This window comes from Amycolatopsis decaplanina DSM 44594 (assembly GCF_000342005.1).
Classification (GTDB): domain Bacteria; phylum Actinomycetota; class Actinomycetes; order Mycobacteriales; family Pseudonocardiaceae; genus Amycolatopsis; species Amycolatopsis decaplanina.
In genome coordinates this window covers 40,708-56,213 of sequence record NZ_AOHO01000067.1, presented here as the reverse complement: position 1 = coordinate 56,213, position 15,506 = coordinate 40,708, and the positions used below count along the sequence as shown (strand labels likewise).

The following is a 15,506-nucleotide window of genomic DNA, read 5'->3' as shown; positions in this document are numbered from 1 at the left end:
CGTCTGTTGACTTCTTTGCGGCCGAGGCCTACTTTGGCAGCTAATTCAACGTCTGACGAATAAATGGAGGACGGTCATGCCGACCCCGAGCCGTCGCCCCGCCGGGGCCTTCACCTTGGTCGCCGCGGTTGCCGGTGCGCTGGTCGCCGTCGTACTCGGCTTTCTCACCTTCGGTGCCCAGGCCACCGTCGCGCCCGAGGGTCTCCCCATCGCCGTGGCCGCGCCCCCGGGGCCGCTCCAGGTGGCCGCCAAGGGGATCGCGTCGCATGGTGGAGACCAGGTCTCGTGGCGGGTGACCTCTCCGGAGGAAGGCCGGAAACTGTTGGAGGACAAGGAGGTCTACGGCGTCCTCGAACTTCCGTCGACGGTCGTCGTCTCCGGGGCGGTGAACCCGTCCGGAACGCAGATCGCGCAACAGGCGCTGACCGGCGCCGCGCAAGCCCTCGGCGGGACGCCGAAGGTCGAAACGCTGCACCCCGCGAGCGCGGCCGGCCGGGTCGCACCGCTCGCGCTGAGTGCGCTGGCGTGGGTCGGCTGCCTGGCCGCGGGCGCCGTGCTGACACTGGCCGGACGACGGATCGGCCGGGACGCGGGAGCCGCCGCGCGCTTCACGCAGATCGTTTCGGCGGGCGCGCTGGTCACCGCTGTCCTGACCGGGTTCCTGAAACTGTGGGACTCCGCGCTCCCGCTCGGCTGGGACGTCCTCGGCTTCCTTTTCCTGGCCTCGACCGGGTTCGCCGCCCTGCAGACCGGACTGCTGCGGTTGCTCGGCGTGCGGGCGATGGCGATCCTCGGCCCGCTGTACCTGGTCGCGCCCGCCGTCGCGGGTCAGGTGCCCGAGTTGCTGAACCCCGCCTACCGCGCGGTGCTGTGGTCCTGGACGCCGTTCCGGTTCTCCGCGGAAGGACTCCGGAGCCTGCTGCAGGGCGTGCCCGGTGCGCCTGATGTCACGACCGGGGTGTGGGTGCTCGCCGGATTGCTCGTGGCGGGGCTGGTGCTCGCGCTGTGGCCGGCCCGGTCAGCCCTCCAGAAGACTGAAGCGGACACGCCGGACCGGGTTGTCCAGGTTGGTGTCCACTAGGCAGACCGACTGCCAGGTGCCCAGCGTCATCACCCCGCCGAGCACCGGGATCGTCGCGAACGGCGGCAGCAGCGCGGGCAGGACGTGGTCACGGCCGTGACCGGGACTGCCGTGCTGGTGCCGCCAGCGCCCGTCGCGGGGGAGCAGGTCGTCGAGCGCCGTGAGCAGGTCCTCGTCGCTGCCGGCGCCGGTCTCGAGGATCGCCAGCCCGGACGTCGCGTGCGGGACGAAGACGTGCAGGATCCCGTCTTCGGCGTCCGCGTCGCGCAGGAAGGCTTCGGCGTCCTTGGTCAGGTCGTGCACCACGGCCACGCTGCCGGTGCGCACCTCGATCTCCGTGGAGTACATGCTCGTCACGGTAGTGCCCCGAAGCGCGCGACGTAGTGCCAGACGCGGTTGAGGACCCGGGAGTGCATCACCCGGGTATCAGGCGTGCCGCCGGGCGAGGGCGACCAGATATCGGACCGGCTCCTCGGTCGGGTTGACGTAGGCGCATGGTCGCGGAGTGCCGAGCTGCAGGCAGTCGCCCGCGTCGAGTTCGTGGTCGACGTCGCCCTCGCGGAAGCGCAGATGCCCGTCGAGTACCCAGATCTGGTGATGGGTCAGGGCGTAGGTGTGGGCGGGGAAGGCGACCTCGGCGCCCGCGGGCAGCACGACCTCGACCAGCTCCAGCGGTCCGCCGAGCGAAGGCGAGACCGAGCGGCGCACGTACCCGGTGTCAGGGTCGGTCCAAGTCGGCTGATCGGCGGCGCGCACCAGCCGCCGGTCGCCGTGTTCGGCGCGGGCGATCAGCTCGGACAACGTCATCCCGAGCGCGGCGGAAAGCCTGCTGAGCAGGACCGCCGTCGGCTGCGCCTCGCCCCGTTCGATCTTGCCGATCATCGCCCTGGACACGCCCGAGGACTCGGCGAGGGCATTGGCCGAAAGGTTCTGGTCGAGTCTCGCGGACTGGAGCGTCGCGGCGAGGGACGCGGACAAGGGATCGGACATACTGCTCACTATAGTGGCAACCTCGGTTACTATCGTCGCCATGGTGATCAGGGAAGCGACGGAAGCCGACGCGACGGCGTGCGCGGAGATCTACGCGCCGTATGTCACCGACACGGTGGTCTCGTTCGAAACCGAGCCGCCCGAACCGGACGAGATGGCCGAGCGCATCGCCAAGGCGCAGCGGTCGCACGCGTGGCTCGTGCTCGAAGACGATGAAGGTCGTGTCGCCGGCTACGCCTACGGAGGTCCCTTCAGCGGCCGGCCTTCCTATCGCTGGTCTTGCGAGGTCAGTATTTATCTCGTACTCGGCCGCCGGAGGACCGGTGGCGGGCGCGCGCTCTATGAGGCGCTGCTGGACAGGCTGGCGTCGCGCGGCTTCAGGAACTTCTGCGCGGGGATGGTGCTGCCGAACGACGCGAGCGCCGGACTGCATCGCGCTTTGGGATTCGAGCCGGTGGGGACATACCGGCGGATCGGGTACAAGCACGGGGCCTGGCGGGATGTCGCGTGGGTGCAGCTTTGCCTGCCGGAGGTGGACGGGGTCCCGGTGGAGCCGCGGTAGTCCGTGAAGGTCTAGGACTCCAGGTACCGCAGCACGGCGAGAACCCGCCGGTTGTCCCCCTCGGACTGAGGGAGCGCCAGCTTCCCGAAGATGCTCGACACGTACTTCTCCACCGAGCCCGCCGAAAGGAACAGCCTCGCCGCGATGGCCGAGTTCGACCGGCCCTCGGCCATCAGGCCCAGCACCTCGCGCTCTCGCGGCGTCAGTCCCGCGAGCGCGTCCGTCTTCCGGGTGGCGGTGAACAGCTGGCTGACCACTTCCGGGTCGAGCACGGTCTCGCCGTCGGCCACCCGGCGGAGCGCGTCGAGGAAGTCCGACACCTCCGCCACGCGGTCTTTCAGCAGGTACCCGACACCACCCGCGCGGTCGGCAAGGAGCTCCGTCGCGTACTGCGTCTCGACGTACTGCGAGAACAGCAGAATCGCGCACCCGGGCAGTTCCGCGCGCAGTGCGATCGACGCGCGCAGCCCTTCGTCCGTGTGCGTCGGCGGCATCCGGATGTCCACAATGGACACGTCCGGCCGGTGTTCGCGAACCGCCGCGCACAGGCTGTCGCCGTCGGCGACGGCCGCGACGACCTCGTGCCCCCGAAGGTTCAGCAGTTCGACGAGCCCCGCCCGGAGGATGGCCGAATCCTCCGCGATCACGACGCGCACGCCGCCCCCTATTTCCGTAATGGTATTTCCGCGCTGATCACCGTAGGCCCTCCCGGAGGGCTGTCGATGTCGAGCCCGCCGTCCACCGTCGCGAGCCGCTCGGCGATCCCGGCGAGCCCGCCGCCTCGTTCCGGCCGGGCCCCGCCTTCGCCGCCGTCGCGCACCACGAGCCGCAGGTTGCCGCCGACGATACCCACGTCGACCTCGATCGCGGCGGAAGTGTGCTTGGCGGCATTGGTCAGCAGTTCGGCGACGGTGAAGTAGGCGATGGTCTCGATCGACGGCGACGGCCTGCTCGGCAGGTCCACGGTGATCCGCGCGTCGATGCCCGAGCCCGCGGCCAAAGTGGACAGCGCGACGTCGAGGCCGGCGTCGAGCGCGGCGGGATGGATGCCGCGGGCGAGGTCGCGCAGTTCGACCAGGGCCTGTTTCGCGTTGGCGTGCGCGGCGGTGACCAGGGCGGTGACCTGCTCGATGTCGCCGCCGCCGGACAGTTCGTCCTTCGCGATACCGAGCTTCATCGCCAGCGCGACCAGCTGGGCCTGCGCGCCGTCGTGCAGGTCGCGTTCGATCCGGCGCAGGCGCCGTGTCGCGTCGTCGACCGCGGTCGCGCGGCTGCGTTCGAGGTCGCGCACCCGTTTGGAGAGGTCCTCGGCACCGAGGACTCCGCGCACCAGCAGGCGGTCGAACTCGGTCAGACCGTGGACCACCCACGGCATCGCCAGCAGGACGGCCAGCCCGGTGAAGGCGAGTGGCAGGGTGAGGGGCCAGGTGTCGACGCGGAGGTCGAACGTCGGCATGGCCTCGCCGTTCAGGGTGAACCAGAACAGCGGATAGCTCAGCGTGCTCACGGCGTACACGAACAGGGTCGCGACCAGGAAGAGCCCGATCAACGCCAGCGGCAGCCGGATCAGCAGGTAGGCGATCGACCGCCAGCCGAGCGGATCCCCGAGCCGCCCTTTGACGCCGTTCCAGAGGCCGGGCCGCGGTTCGGGCCGGACGGGCGGGGTGACCGTCGTCCCGAGCAGGGCACGCGCCAGGCCGATGTGGGCGGTCCCGATCAGCCGTGCGCCCGCCAGGACGCCGATGAGCACCGGCAGCCCGATGGTGAGCAGGCTCAGGCCCGCCCCGAGGAACAGTCCGACGACGACGAGCATCACGCACGCCAGGGTCAGCGGCGCGCCGATGATCACCCAGGCCAGCTCGGCCCGGTACGCGCGGCTCAGCTGTGCGCTGAGTACACGTCCAGGCAAGGCGAGGCGGGTGATCACGGCTTCAGCTTGCCGTGGCCACCCGCCTCGTGCCCATCCAGGTTTCCCTAGTCTTCGTCGCGGTGCCGTTCGTCCGCCTGCGCCCGCTGGGACGCCTCGCGCATCTCGATGACGTCCGTCAGCCAGTCGCCGGTCTCGCGGGCGATGTCCCGGATCGCGCCGGTGATGATCGTCGCGATGTTGCCGATGTGGGTGGCCGCGGACTCGGTGACCTCTTGGACCACGTCCTTGGTGCTTTCGAACTGACCGACCATGTCAGACACCTTAAGCCGCTCGGAGGGTCTTGTCGCTCTCCACGGTAGCCGGAGTGCGGGGTTCGCCGTTCCACGGCAGGGCCAGCTTCACGATCTTCTTGGCCACCGAGAACAGCTGCTTGTGCAGGGGACCGGTGTTGTACGGCAGGCCGTACTTCTCGCAGATCGCCCGCACCTCACCCGCGATCTCCGGGTAGCGGCGCGCCGGGATGTCCGGGAACAGGTGGTGCTCGATCTGGTGCGAGAGGTTCCCGGTCATGATGTGGAAGAGCTTGCCGCCGGTGATGTTCGCCGAGCCGAGGATCTGGCGCAGGTACCACTGGCCCCGCGACTCGTTCTCGGTCTCCTCCTCGGTGAAGCTCTCGACGTCGGCGGGGAAGTGCCCGCAGAAGATGATCGAGAACGCCCACAGGTTGCGGGTCAGGTTCGCGGTGGCGTTGCCGAGGAAGGTCAGCGGCGCGAGCGGACCGGTCAGCAGCGGGAAGAGCACGTAGTCCTTGCCGACCTGACGGCCCGCCTTGCGCACGATCTTCCGCAGCACCGGCTTGTTCTCGGCCCAGGTGCGTTCGCCCTTGACGACCCGGTCGACCTCGAGGTCGTGCAGCATGACGCCCCACTGGAAGAACAGCGCGAGCAGCGTCGCGTACACCGGGTTGCCCAGGTAGTACGGGTTCCACTGCTGCGCCGGGTCCATCCGCAGGATGCCGTAACCGATGTCGCGGTCCTTGTCGAGGATGTTGGTGTAGGTGTGGTGGATGTAGTTGTGGGAATGGCGCCAGTTCTCCGAGGGCGCGACGGTGTCCCACTCGAACTGCTGGGAGCTCAGCGCCGGGTCGCGCGTCCAGTCGTACTGGCCGTGCATGACGTTGTGGCCGATCTCCATGTTGTCGAGGATCTTCGCCACCGAAAGCGCGGCGACGCCGGCGACCCAGGCAGGCGGGAAGAACCCGGCGAACAGCAGCCCGCGGCCGGTGACCTCGAGCGCGCGCTGTGTCTTGATGACGTTGTGGATGTAGTCGACGTCCGCCTGGCCGAGGTCGGCGACGATCCGTTGCCGGATCGCGTCCATCTCGCGGCCGAACTCCTCGACCTGCGCGGGTGTCAGCTTGTCCTGCAAGCCGGTCATGGCTGGGTCCCTTCTAAGCGTTGATCTCGACGTCCCCGACCGGGACGGAGATGCAGAGCTGGATCTCTTCGTTCTCTTCGCTGGAGGTCTCGCCGGTCTTCGCGTTGCGTACGCAGCCGGAGGTCTTGATCTGCGTGCAGGAGAAGCAGATGCCCATCCGGCAGCCGTGTTCCGGGCTCAGGCCCGCCTCTTCGGCCTGCTCCAGCAACGGTTTCCCGGAGTTGGCGAACTCGCGGCCGCTGCGCGCGAAGCGCACCTGTCCTTCGGCGTTCTCGGTGTCGAAGGTGAGCGCCGGCGGCGTGAATTCCTCGGTGTGCAGATGTGCACCGATGCCGTCGGCCTCGAACGTCTCCCGGACGGAGTCCATCAGCGGTTTCGGACCGCACAGGAAGGTCTCGGCGTCGCGGTACCACGGAACGGCCTCCGCGAGGTGTTCCTTCGAGAAGAACCCGTGCAGGTCGCCGCCGGTTTTCGCGTGAGTGAACGCGTGTACCACCCGTAGGCCGGGCAGGCGGCGGGCGAGGTCGGCGAGTTCGGTGCGGTAGAGCGCGTCTTCGGCGCCGTTGGAGTAGTGCAGGAAGGCGAGGTCGCCCTCGTGCTTCTCGTCCGCGAGGGTGCGCAGCATCGACAGGACGGGCGTGATCCCGCTCCCGCCGCTCAGCAGCAGGATCCGCCGCGGCCTCGGCGAGGGCAGGGTGAACTCTCCATCCGGAGTGGACAGTCCGAGCACCGAACCGATCGTGACCGTGCGGTTCAGGTGCCGCGAGACGAGGCCCCGCGGGTCGGCCTTGATGGTCAGTTCCAGTGTGCCGTCGTGCTCCGAACCGGCGGGTGAATAGCAGCGGGTCCGGCGGACGCCGTCGATCTCGACGGTCACCCGCACGTACTGGCCGGCGACGTGTCCCCGCCAGGCCCGGCTAGGCCGGATGGTCAGCGTGACCGTGTCGGGCGTCTGCCTCCGGACGCCGGTGACCAGGCCGCGGACCTCGCGGCGGACCAGCATCGGATCGACGAGTTCGAGGTAGCGGTCCATGCCGTGGGGCGTGAGCAGGGCCTCGGCCAGCGAGGCCAGCCGCCTGGCCCTGCGCGGTACCAGTGCCGTCATCACTTTCTCCCAAGTTCAGTGAACGCTTGTACACTGAATAGTGAAGTGGTGAAGATCCCGCTTGTCAACGCGAGAGGACGGCGATGTGACGTGGGTGATAGCGCGGAGGCGATTACGCTGTCTGTCGTGACAACCGAGCCCGTTTCCCGGCAGGAGCGCAAGCAGCGCACACGGCAGGCGCTGCTGGACGCGGCACTGGACCTGGTGGCGGAACGCGGGTTCTCCGGGCTCAGCCTGCGCGAGGTGGCGAAACAGGCCGGGATCGTCCCGACGGCGTTCTACCGCCATTTCGCGTCGATGGACGAACTCGGGGTGGCGCTGGTCGAGGAGTCGATGCGCACCTTGCGCACGATGATCCGCTCCGCGCGCACGAGGCCGTCGGCGTACAACGACATGATCCGCTCGTCCGTGCGCATCCTGCGCGAGCACGTGCGGGCGCACGAGGACCACTTCCACTTCCTGACCAGGGAGCGCTACGGCGGTACCGGCCCGGTCCGGCAGGCGATCGGTTTCGAACTCAAGCTCTTCGTCAGCGAACTCGCCGTCGACCTCGCGCGGTTCGACTTCCTGCGCGACTGGAGCACCGAGGATCTGCATCTGCTCGCCGACCTGATCGTGACGACCATGCTCACGACGGTGCTGGAGTTGCTCGAAACGCCTTCGCGTGACGACGAGATCGTGCGCACGGCCGAACGGCGGTTGCGGCTGATCTTTCTGGGCGTGCCGAACTGGCACAGCGTTCCGTGATGCGGAAAGCGTTGCTCCTTAAGGCGGGCTGAAACGCGGCGCGAAAGCCACTTCCGGGACATCCGACGTCATGAAAGTGGCTTTCGCGACATGCTCACCGGCGTGATCGAGCACGGAACTCACGTGATCAGAGGGCGAACTCGCGTGACGGGATGCCGCACTCGGTGTTCGGCTTCTGATCACGCGAGATCCGTGCCTGATCACGCGAGTGTGGCGCCGCGTCACAGCCGCCCTGCCCCTCTTCATGACTTCGCGCACCTGGATCGATGGCTGGATCGATCGTGATGATCGATGTCACGGAAAGATGCCGTCCGGATACTTTCAGCCAGGAAAGTTATCGGTCGGGCGTGGTAAGAAGTGCGGGTTCGTGTGGTCCTCTCCAGCGAGGAGGTCGCCTGTGGCGGCAGAGAACGAGCAGCTCACGGTCGGTGTAGTCCGGGAAACCGGACAAGGTGAACGCCGCATCGCGCTGGTACCGAAACTCATCGAGCGCGTCTCCGGACGCGGACTGCGGGTGGTGGTCGAGCCCGGCGCGGGCGCCGGCGCGCTGCTCGCCGACGAGACCTTCGAGCAGGCGGGCGCGATGATCGGCGATCCGTGGGATGCCGACATCGTGGTCAAGGTGGCGCCTCCGAGCGCGGCCGAAGTCGCGAAGCTCAAACAGGGCACCATTCTCATCGGCTTCCTGAATCCGAGGGGTGATCCGGAGGGGATAGCGGCGCTCGAATCGGCGGGCGTCCGCGCCTTCGCCGTCGAGGCGATCCCGCGGATCTCCCGCGCGCAGGCGATGGACGCGCTGTCGTCACAGAGCAGCGTCGCGGGTTATCGCGCGGTCTTGCTGGCCGCGGAGAAGCTCACCCGCTTCTTCCCGATGCTCACCACCGCGGCCGGGACGGTGCCGCCCGCGAAGGTGCTCGTGCTCGGCGCCGGTGTCGCCGGGCTCCAGGCCTTGGCGACGGCGAAACGGCTCGGCGCGCAGACCACCGGGTACGACGTCCGGCCCGAGGTCGGCGAGCAGGTGAAGTCGCTCGGCGCGAAATTCCTCGACCTCGGCATCGAGGCGGTCGGCGAGGGCGGGTATGCCCGCGAGCTGACCGAGGAGGAAAGAGCCGAGCAGCAACGCAGGCTCACCGAGGCGATCACGAAGTTCGACGTCGTGATCACCACCGCGCTCGTCCCCGGCCGCAAGGCGCCGACCCTCGTCACCGCCGACGCGGTGAAGGGGATGCCCGCCGGTGGTGTCGTGGTCGACCTCGCCGGCGAGTCCGGCGGCAACTGCGAACTGACGAAACCGGGCGAGGAGATCGTCGAGCACGACGTCACCATCTGCTCGCCGCTCAACCTCGCCGCGGAGATGCCCGCGCATTCCAGCGAGCTCTACGCGCGCAACGTCACCGAGTTGCTGGAACTGCTCGTCGACAAGGAAGGCAGGCTCGCACTCGACTTCTCCGACGAGATCGTCGCCGGGGCCTGTGTGGCCGGCGCTCGCGATTCCGAAAAGCAAGGGGGCGAGTGATGCTCGTAGGCAGCCTGGCGATCCTCGTGCTCGCCGGATTCGTGGGATTCACGGTCATCTCCAAGGTGCCCAACACCCTGCACACCCCGCTCATGTCGGGAACCAACGCCATCCACGGCATCGTCCTGCTCGGCGGGCTGATCGTGCTCGGCCTCGGGGTCGACGGCGTACTGAACAAGATCCTGCTGGTGATCGCGATCGCCTTCGGCACGATCAACGTGGTCGGCGGCTTCCTCGTCACCGACCGGATGCTCTCGATGTTCAAGGCGAAGAAGCCGGAAGACGGTGGTGACAAGTGACGACCTTCATCGCCGTCCTCTACATCATTTCCTTCGCACTGTTCATCTACGGCCTCATGGGCCTGACCGGTCCGCGCACCGCGGTGCGCGGCAACTGGATCGCCGCCGTCGGCATGGGCATCGCGGTGATCGCGACGCTGCTGACGCCGGGAATGAGCAACTGGCTGCTGATCGCGCTCGGCGTCGCGATCGGTGTCGTCGTCGGCGTGCCGTCCGCGCGCAAGGTGAAGATGACCGCGATGCCGCAGATGGTGGCGCTGTTCAACGGCGTCGGCGGCGGGGCGGTCGCGCTCATCGCGTGGGTCGAGTTCCGCACCACCGAGGGCTACGCGCACGAGCCGGCGTACGTCGCGATCGCGTCGTTGTTCGCCGCGATCGTCGGTTCGGTGTCTTTCTGGGGCTCGAACATCGCGTTCGGGAAACTGCAGGAACTCATCTCCGGCAGGCCGATCACCCTGGGCAAACTGCAGCAGCCGGTGAACGCGCTCGTGCTGATCGCCGCGATCGTGTTCGCGGTCGTCATCGCCACCGGCGGTGACGCCGAACTGCTGATGATCGGTCTGCTGGTCGCGGCGGGCGTGCTCGGCGTGGTGGTCGTGCTGCCGATCGGCGGCGCGGACATGCCGGTCGTCATCTCGTTGCTGAACGCGCTCACCGGATTGTCGGCGGCGGCCATGGGGCTCGCGCTCGACAACACCGCGCTGATCGTGGCGGGCATGATCGTCGGCGCCTCGGGTTCGATCCTGACGAACCTGATGGCGAAGGCGATGAACCGGTCGATCCCGGCCATCGTCGCCGGCGGGTTCGGCGGCGGCACGGCGGTCGCGAGCGGCGGATCCGGCGAGGTCCGGCCGGTCCGCAGCACCAGCGCGTCCGACACCGCGATCCAGATGGCGTACGCCAACAAGGTCGTGGTCGTGCCCGGGTACGGCATGGCCGTCGCGCAGGCGCAGCATGTGGTCCGCGAGATGGCGAAGCTGCTGGAGGCCAAGGGAATCACGGTCGCGTACGCCATCCACCCGGTGGCGGGCCGGATGCCCGGGCATATGAACGTGCTCCTCGCCGAGGCCGACGTCCCGTACGAACAGCTCAAGGAAATGGACGAGATCAACTCCGAGTTCGCCCAGACCGACGTCGCGCTGGTGATCGGCGCGAACGACGTCACGAACCCGGCCGCGGAGACCGATCCGGGCTCGCCCATCTACGGGATGCCGATCCTCAAGGTGAACCACAGCCGGTCGGTGATCGTGCTCAAGCGCGGGATGAGTTCGGGCTTCGCGGGCATCGACAACGAGCTCTTCTACGATGCGAAGACAAGCATGCTCTTCGGCGACGCCAAATCGTCGGTGGGCGAGATCGTGGAGGAACTCAAAGCACTGTGATCGGTCCCTCGGAAGTCGTCGCCTCGTTCGACGACCCGGCCGACAACCTCGCGTTCGACGAAGCCCTCCTGCGCGCCGCACCGGAGGCGCCGGTCCTGTGGATCTGGCGCAACACCGACTGTGTGGTCGTGGGACGGGGGCAGAAGATCGAACGCGAGGTCAAGGCCGACGTCTGCACGAGTGACGGCGTCCCGGTGCTGCGCCGGGCCAGCGGCGGCGGCACGGTGTTCCACGATCCCGGCAATCTCAACATCACGCTCGTCCTGCCGGGGCTCGGTCTGTCAGGGGAAGCCGTCAAACCGCTCGAAGCACTCGGGGAACTGATGACCGCGACGGTGGCCGAACTCGGGCTGCCGTCGCGGCTCGGTGATCGAGGCCTGTTCGTCGGTGACGCGAAGCTGTGCGGTTTCGCCGTGTTCCGGACGAGAACGGGCTTGCTCGCGCATTCCACTCTGCTCGTTTCGACCGCGGCCGAACGGGTCGGCCGATACCTCACTGCGGCCCCCGCGGATCCCCGTCCGCTCGACTCCCATCGGAGCCGGGTCGCGTCGCTCGCCGAGCACGGCCTGCGTAAAGGTGTCGCCGAAGTCACGGACGCCGTCCGCGTGGCGGCGGCCGCACAGCTGGGTGAACTCACCACCCGGAAGCCCTCGGCCGAGGAGTGGGAGTGGCACCGCTCGCTCCAGCACACGCGGTACCACTACGCGGAATGGCATGCCGAAGGCGCTCAGCGTAAATGAGGTGAAAAACGAAAAGGCCCTTTCGCGAAGATCGCGAAAGGGCCTTTCGATGAATTACTTTTCGGTGGCCGAGAAAGTGACGGCTGGCACCTTGCGGGCGGTGCGCGTGGTCTTCTTCGGCTCGGCGCCCTTCTTCACCGGCACCTTGGCCGCCTTCGGCGCGGCGGTCTTGGCGGCGGTCGTCTTCGCGGCCGCGGTCTTCGGCGCGGCCTTCGCGACCGTTGTCTTGGCGGCGGCCTTCGGTGCCGCCTTGGCCGGGGTCTTCGCCGCGGCGGCGGCCTTCGCGCGGCCGGCCGGAGCCTTGGCCGCGGTGGCCTTCGCCGTCGCGCCGCGGGTCGTCTTCGCCTTGGCCGCGGTGGCTTTCGCCGTGGTCTTGGCGGGTGCCTTGGCCTCCGCCTTGGGGGCGGCGGCCTGCTTGGCGGCGGCGGGCTTGCGGCCGGCGACACCCTTCGCGGCGGGCTTGCGCCCCGGCTTCGCGGCCGTCTTCGCCTCGGCCTTCGCGGCGGTGGCCGCGGTCTTCGGGGTCGACTTCGACACCCGTGCGCCCTTGGGCCGCTGCACGACCCGCGGCCGCAGCTTCCGTCCGCCGATCCGGCGGCCGTTCTCCACATAGGCACGCAGGATTTCCCGGAGTGCGGCGGCGTTGTCGGCCGAAAGGTCGATGTCGTAAGCGATTCCGTCCAAACCGAAAGCGACCGTTTCTTCGGCCGACTCGCCGGTCAGATCGTCCAGCAAATGCACAGCAGTGTTCCTGGCCATGAAAAAACCTCCCGCGCTCGATCGTTCTACTGCGTAACCGGCACGGTGAAACCTGAACCCGCGGCTGATGACTCACGCAGCGACACGAGGATAGCGGCAGGTTGCGCGAAGCTGCGCGGTGGTGTGCGCTGAATGCATGTCAGCACAGACTTTTGACGTGATCGTGATCGGAGGCGGCCCCGTCGGCGAGGTCGCCGCCGAACGGGCAGCGCGCGGCGGTCTTCACGTCGCGCTCGTCGAACACGAACGCTTCGGCGGCGAATGTTCTTACTGGGCCTGCATTCCGAGCAAGGCACTGCTGCGGCCGGGGAACCTCCTCGCCGCCGCCAAGCGGGTCCCCGGTGTCCCGGTGGGCGACGCGGTCGACCCGGCCGAGGTGTTCGCGCGCCGGGACTGGTTCACCGGCGAGGGAGACGACACCGGACAGGTCAAGTGGGCCGAAGGCGTCGGGATCGTCCCGATCCGCGGGCACGGCCGGATCACCGGTGAGCGGGAGGTCACGGTCGGCGGCGGTGACGTGCTGACCGCGCGGCACGCCGTGATCGTCGCCACCGGCAGTGTCCCGCGGACGCCGTCGATCCCCGGACTGGACACGATTTCCCCATGGGGTTCGCGAGAGGCGACCTCGGCGGAGGAGGTCCCGCGCCGTCTCGGCGTACTGGGCGGCGGTGTCGTCGGAGTCGAAATGGCGCAGGCCTTCGCCACGCTCGGCTCCGAAGTCCACTTGATCATCTCGGGAGCGCGTCCCTTGCCGCGGCTGCCGGACTTCGCGGGTGACGCCGTCATCGCGGGGCTCCGCGAAGCCGGGGTCACCGTGCACACCGGCTCCGGTCTCGACTCCGTGTCCGCCGTGGACGGTGGTAAGGAATTGACCTTGAAGGGCGGTGATCGGTTGATCGTCGACGAATTGCTCGTCGCCACCGGCCGCCGTCCGGCTACCGGTGGGCTCGGCGTGGAGACGCTGGGCCTCGAAGCCGGCGCGCCACTCGAGACGGACGACAACGGTCGTGTGTCCGCTGTGGACGGTGACTGGCTGTTCGCCGTCGGGGACGTCACCGGCCGGGCGCCGCTGACCCATCAGGGCAAGTACGCGGCCAGGGCCGCGGGCGACGCGGTGGCCGCGCAGGCGGCGGGCAAGCTTGTCGACTCCGCCGCGTGGAGCGCGCACAGTGCCACGGCCGATCACCACGCGGTCCCGCAGGTCGTGTTCACCGATCCTGAGGTCGCTTCGGTCGGGCTCGCCGGGCCCGAGGAGGGCGAACCGCACCGCGTCGTCGACATCGACATCGCGGTGGCCGGTTCTTCACTGCACGCGGACGGTTACGCGGGCAAGGCGCGGATCGTCGTCGACACCGAACGCGGTGTCCTGGTCGGTGCGACCTTCGTCGGGCAGGACGTGGCCGAACTGCTGCATTCGGCGACGATCGCGATCGTGGGGGAGGTCCCGCTGTCGAGGTTGTGGCACGCGGTCCCGTCGTTCCCCACGATCAGCGAGGTGTGGCTGCGCCTGCTGGAGGCGTACGGTCTTTAGCCGTTGACGGGCAGTTCGAGGGCGGCCTTCGCGCCGCGGACCAGGCCGGGATCGTCCGCAGTGGACGGTCCCGGCACCCACACCACCTGGATCAGCCGGACCGACTTCCCGTCCAGGCTGCTCTGGTAGGCGGCGCCCTCGAACACCGGGACTTCGCCCTGCCACTGGTTGGTCTCGGTGGCGAGGTCGAGGATGCCGCCACCACCAGGGTTGTCGGCGGTGGCCTTGAACGCGGCCGCCTGCTCGGTGTTCGGGAATTCCACGACGGCGATCGTCACCGCGGCGGCCCGGCCGTCGATGGAACTGGCGAAGCTGGCGCGTTTCACCCCTGCACAACTCGTCTGCTGAAGGCTCGCCTGGACGTCGCCGTATGCGTGCGACGCGCATTTCTGATCCGCGGCCGACGCCCGGGAGGTGAACTGGATGTTCTCCACCGCACTGCTGCTCGGCGGCGGAGCACTGGTCGCCGGGGTCGGTGGGGGAGTCTGCGTGGACGCGGTGTCGTCACCGCCGGAAGCCACGCTGATGGCCGCGACCAGCAGCACGATGAGCAGGCCGATCGCGGCGACCGGGAGCCACTTCACCGTCTTGGACTGGTGCGACGTCTTCGGGGCGGGCTCCGCGGGAGCGGCCGCCGGCGGCGGGGTCTGCCGAACCGGGGGAACGGGCTTCGCGGCGACCTGCTGAACGGGCGGAGCGGCTTGCGCGGGTTTGGCGGGCGGGGCCTGCTTGACGGGCGGTGCGGGAGGAGCGGCCGGTTTCGCCGGTCTGTTCCCCTTCCCTGGATGCCGCACCGGAACCGTCGGCGCGATCGCGACGAGCGGGTTCTCGCGGATCACCGTCGGCTCGTCGTCGGAGTAGGCGCTGAAGCCTTCCCCGAGGAGCATCTCGTCGGGCATCGGCGGTGCGTCCGGGGCGAGCGCGGCGATCAGGTCCCGCGCCTGCTGGACCGAACGGGGACGGGGCGCGGTGGCCAGGGAGACCGTCGCGGCGAGCATCGTCGTCGCCGTCGGGTAAAGGACACGGACCGAGCCGGCGAGGTCCGCGGCCGGCTGGTCGACCGTCTCCACATACGGGCCGACGGCGATGATCGTGCCGATCGGGCCCGCGCCGGGGGCGACGTCCGCGATCTTGTGGGTGCACGCGGCGGACAGCGAGAGCGCGTCCGTGGCCGGGTTGATCGAGGTGTCACCGTGGACCAGAGGCCAGCCGTCGGCCTTCCACGGCCCGCCGAGCGGGGCTTCGAGTTTCAGCGCCGGGTCCGGCAGGTCGACACCGATGACGATGAGGACACCTTTCGGCATGACCACGACGGCTTCGACGGGCCGCCCGTCGACCGGGCTGGCGCCGATCAGGGCGACCCCGCCGACGACGTTGCTGCCCCGGCCGAGTGAAGCCAGCGCGGCGCGGACGTCCTCGGCCACCCGGGACGGCTGTTGAGCGAGGCGAACGAGTCGCACCGAACCCCTCCCCATCTCGTCGGTCTC

General features: G+C 68.9%; 17 protein-coding genes. 8 read left to right on the top strand and 9 right to left on the bottom strand.

Going from position 1 to position 15,506, the window contains the following annotated elements; genetic code table 11:
- The first annotated feature begins 76 nt into the window (after positions 1–76).
- Positions 77–1,081 (top strand): YhgE/Pip domain-containing protein, encoded by a 1,005-nt coding sequence (locus H074_RS24790; protein WP_007032812.1) that lies wholly within the window; start codon positions 77–79, stop codon positions 1,079–1,081.
- Here the strand turns inward: H074_RS24790 and H074_RS24785 are convergent.
- Together H074_RS24785 and H074_RS24780 are read right to left on the bottom strand one after the other, a co-directional pair.
- Positions 1,019–1,429, bottom strand: coding sequence for a secondary thiamine-phosphate synthase enzyme YjbQ (locus H074_RS24785; RefSeq protein WP_007032811.1), 411 nt, complete (start codon positions 1,427–1,429; stop codon positions 1,019–1,021). The genes H074_RS24790 and H074_RS24785 overlap by 63 nt on opposite strands.
- 78 nt (positions 1,430–1,507) lie before the next feature.
- A complete protein-coding gene (locus H074_RS24780; RefSeq protein WP_007032810.1) occupies positions 1,508–2,071 on the bottom strand; it encodes a helix-turn-helix domain-containing protein in 564 nt (187 codons plus the stop codon).
- 40 nt (positions 2,072–2,111) lie between these two features.
- Here H074_RS24780 and H074_RS24775 point away from each other — a divergent pair, with 40 nt between their 5' ends.
- On the top strand, positions 2,112–2,633 hold the full coding sequence (locus H074_RS24775) for a GNAT family N-acetyltransferase (protein ID WP_007032809.1): 522 nt from the start codon (positions 2,112–2,114) through the stop codon (positions 2,631–2,633).
- Positions 2,634–2,644: 11 nt separating this feature from the next.
- Here H074_RS24775 and H074_RS24770 read toward each other — a convergent pair whose 3' ends face one another.
- Genes H074_RS24770 through H074_RS24750 form a run of 5 tightly spaced genes read right to left on the bottom strand, consistent with a single transcriptional unit; the run spans position 2,645 to position 7,045 of the window.
- Positions 2,645–3,289 (bottom strand): response regulator transcription factor, encoded by a 645-nt coding sequence (locus H074_RS24770; RefSeq protein WP_007032808.1) that lies wholly within the window; start codon positions 3,287–3,289, stop codon positions 2,645–2,647.
- Between the two features lie 8 nt (positions 3,290–3,297).
- On the bottom strand, positions 3,298–4,560 hold the full coding sequence (locus tag H074_RS24765; protein WP_007032807.1) for a sensor histidine kinase: 1,263 nt from the start codon (positions 4,558–4,560) through the stop codon (positions 3,298–3,300).
- Between the two features lie 47 nt (positions 4,561–4,607).
- Positions 4,608–4,814 (bottom strand): hypothetical protein, encoded by a 207-nt coding sequence (locus H074_RS24760; protein ID WP_007032806.1) that lies wholly within the window; start codon positions 4,812–4,814, stop codon positions 4,608–4,610.
- A gap of 10 nt (positions 4,815–4,824) precedes the next feature.
- Positions 4,825–5,940, bottom strand: a complete 1,116-nt coding sequence (locus tag H074_RS24755; RefSeq protein WP_007032805.1) for a fatty acid desaturase family protein — start codon at positions 5,938–5,940, stop codon at positions 4,825–4,827.
- A 13-nt stretch (positions 5,941–5,953) separates the two neighbouring features.
- Positions 5,954–7,045, bottom strand: a complete 1,092-nt coding sequence (locus H074_RS24750; protein WP_007032804.1) for a ferredoxin reductase — start codon at positions 7,043–7,045, stop codon at positions 5,954–5,956.
- A 90-nt stretch (positions 7,046–7,135) separates the two neighbouring features.
- Here H074_RS24750 and H074_RS24745 point away from each other — a divergent pair, with 90 nt between their 5' ends.
- The 5 genes from H074_RS24745 (at position 7,136) to H074_RS24725 (ending at position 11,729) form a co-directional block, all read left to right on the top strand.
- Positions 7,136–7,792 (top strand): TetR family transcriptional regulator, encoded by a 657-nt coding sequence (locus H074_RS24745; protein ID WP_039923330.1) that lies wholly within the window; start codon positions 7,136–7,138, stop codon positions 7,790–7,792.
- A gap of 397 nt (positions 7,793–8,189) precedes the next feature.
- A complete protein-coding gene (locus H074_RS24740; protein WP_007032802.1) occupies positions 8,190–9,308 on the top strand; it encodes a Re/Si-specific NAD(P)(+) transhydrogenase subunit alpha in 1,119 nt (372 codons plus the stop codon).
- A complete protein-coding gene (locus H074_RS24735; RefSeq protein ID WP_007032801.1) occupies positions 9,308–9,607 on the top strand; it encodes an NAD(P) transhydrogenase subunit alpha part 2 in 300 nt (99 codons plus the stop codon). Before H074_RS24740 ends, H074_RS24735 begins: the two co-directional genes overlap by 1 nt.
- Positions 9,604–10,989: an NAD(P)(+) transhydrogenase (Re/Si-specific) subunit beta gene (locus H074_RS24730; RefSeq protein WP_007032800.1), complete on the top strand. Its 1,386-nt coding sequence runs from the start codon at positions 9,604–9,606 to the stop codon at positions 10,987–10,989. Before H074_RS24735 ends, H074_RS24730 begins: the two co-directional genes overlap by 4 nt.
- The gene (locus tag H074_RS24725) at positions 10,986–11,729 is read left to right on the top strand and encodes a lipoate--protein ligase family protein (RefSeq protein WP_007032799.1); all 744 of its coding nucleotides are present in this window, start codon (positions 10,986–10,988) and stop codon (positions 11,727–11,729) included. Before H074_RS24730 ends, H074_RS24725 begins: the two co-directional genes overlap by 4 nt.
- Positions 11,730–11,783: 54 nt before the next feature.
- Here H074_RS24725 and H074_RS24720 read toward each other — a convergent pair whose 3' ends face one another.
- Positions 11,784–12,488, bottom strand: coding sequence for an Lsr2 dimerization domain-containing protein (locus H074_RS24720; RefSeq protein WP_083920495.1), 705 nt, complete (start codon positions 12,486–12,488; stop codon positions 11,784–11,786).
- Positions 12,489–12,645: 157 nt separating this feature from the next.
- Between H074_RS24720 and H074_RS24715 the strand changes: the two genes are divergently transcribed.
- The gene (locus H074_RS24715) at positions 12,646–14,019 is read left to right on the top strand and encodes a dihydrolipoyl dehydrogenase family protein (RefSeq protein ID WP_007032797.1); all 1,374 of its coding nucleotides are present in this window, start codon (positions 12,646–12,648) and stop codon (positions 14,017–14,019) included.
- Here H074_RS24715 and H074_RS24710 read toward each other — a convergent pair.
- Complete coding sequence (locus H074_RS24710; protein WP_039923364.1) at positions 14,016–15,479, bottom strand: hypothetical protein; 1,464 nt, start codon at positions 15,477–15,479, stop codon at positions 14,016–14,018. The two genes, H074_RS24715 and H074_RS24710, sit on opposite strands and share 4 nt — an antisense overlap.
- Positions 15,480–15,506 lie beyond the last annotated feature (27 nt).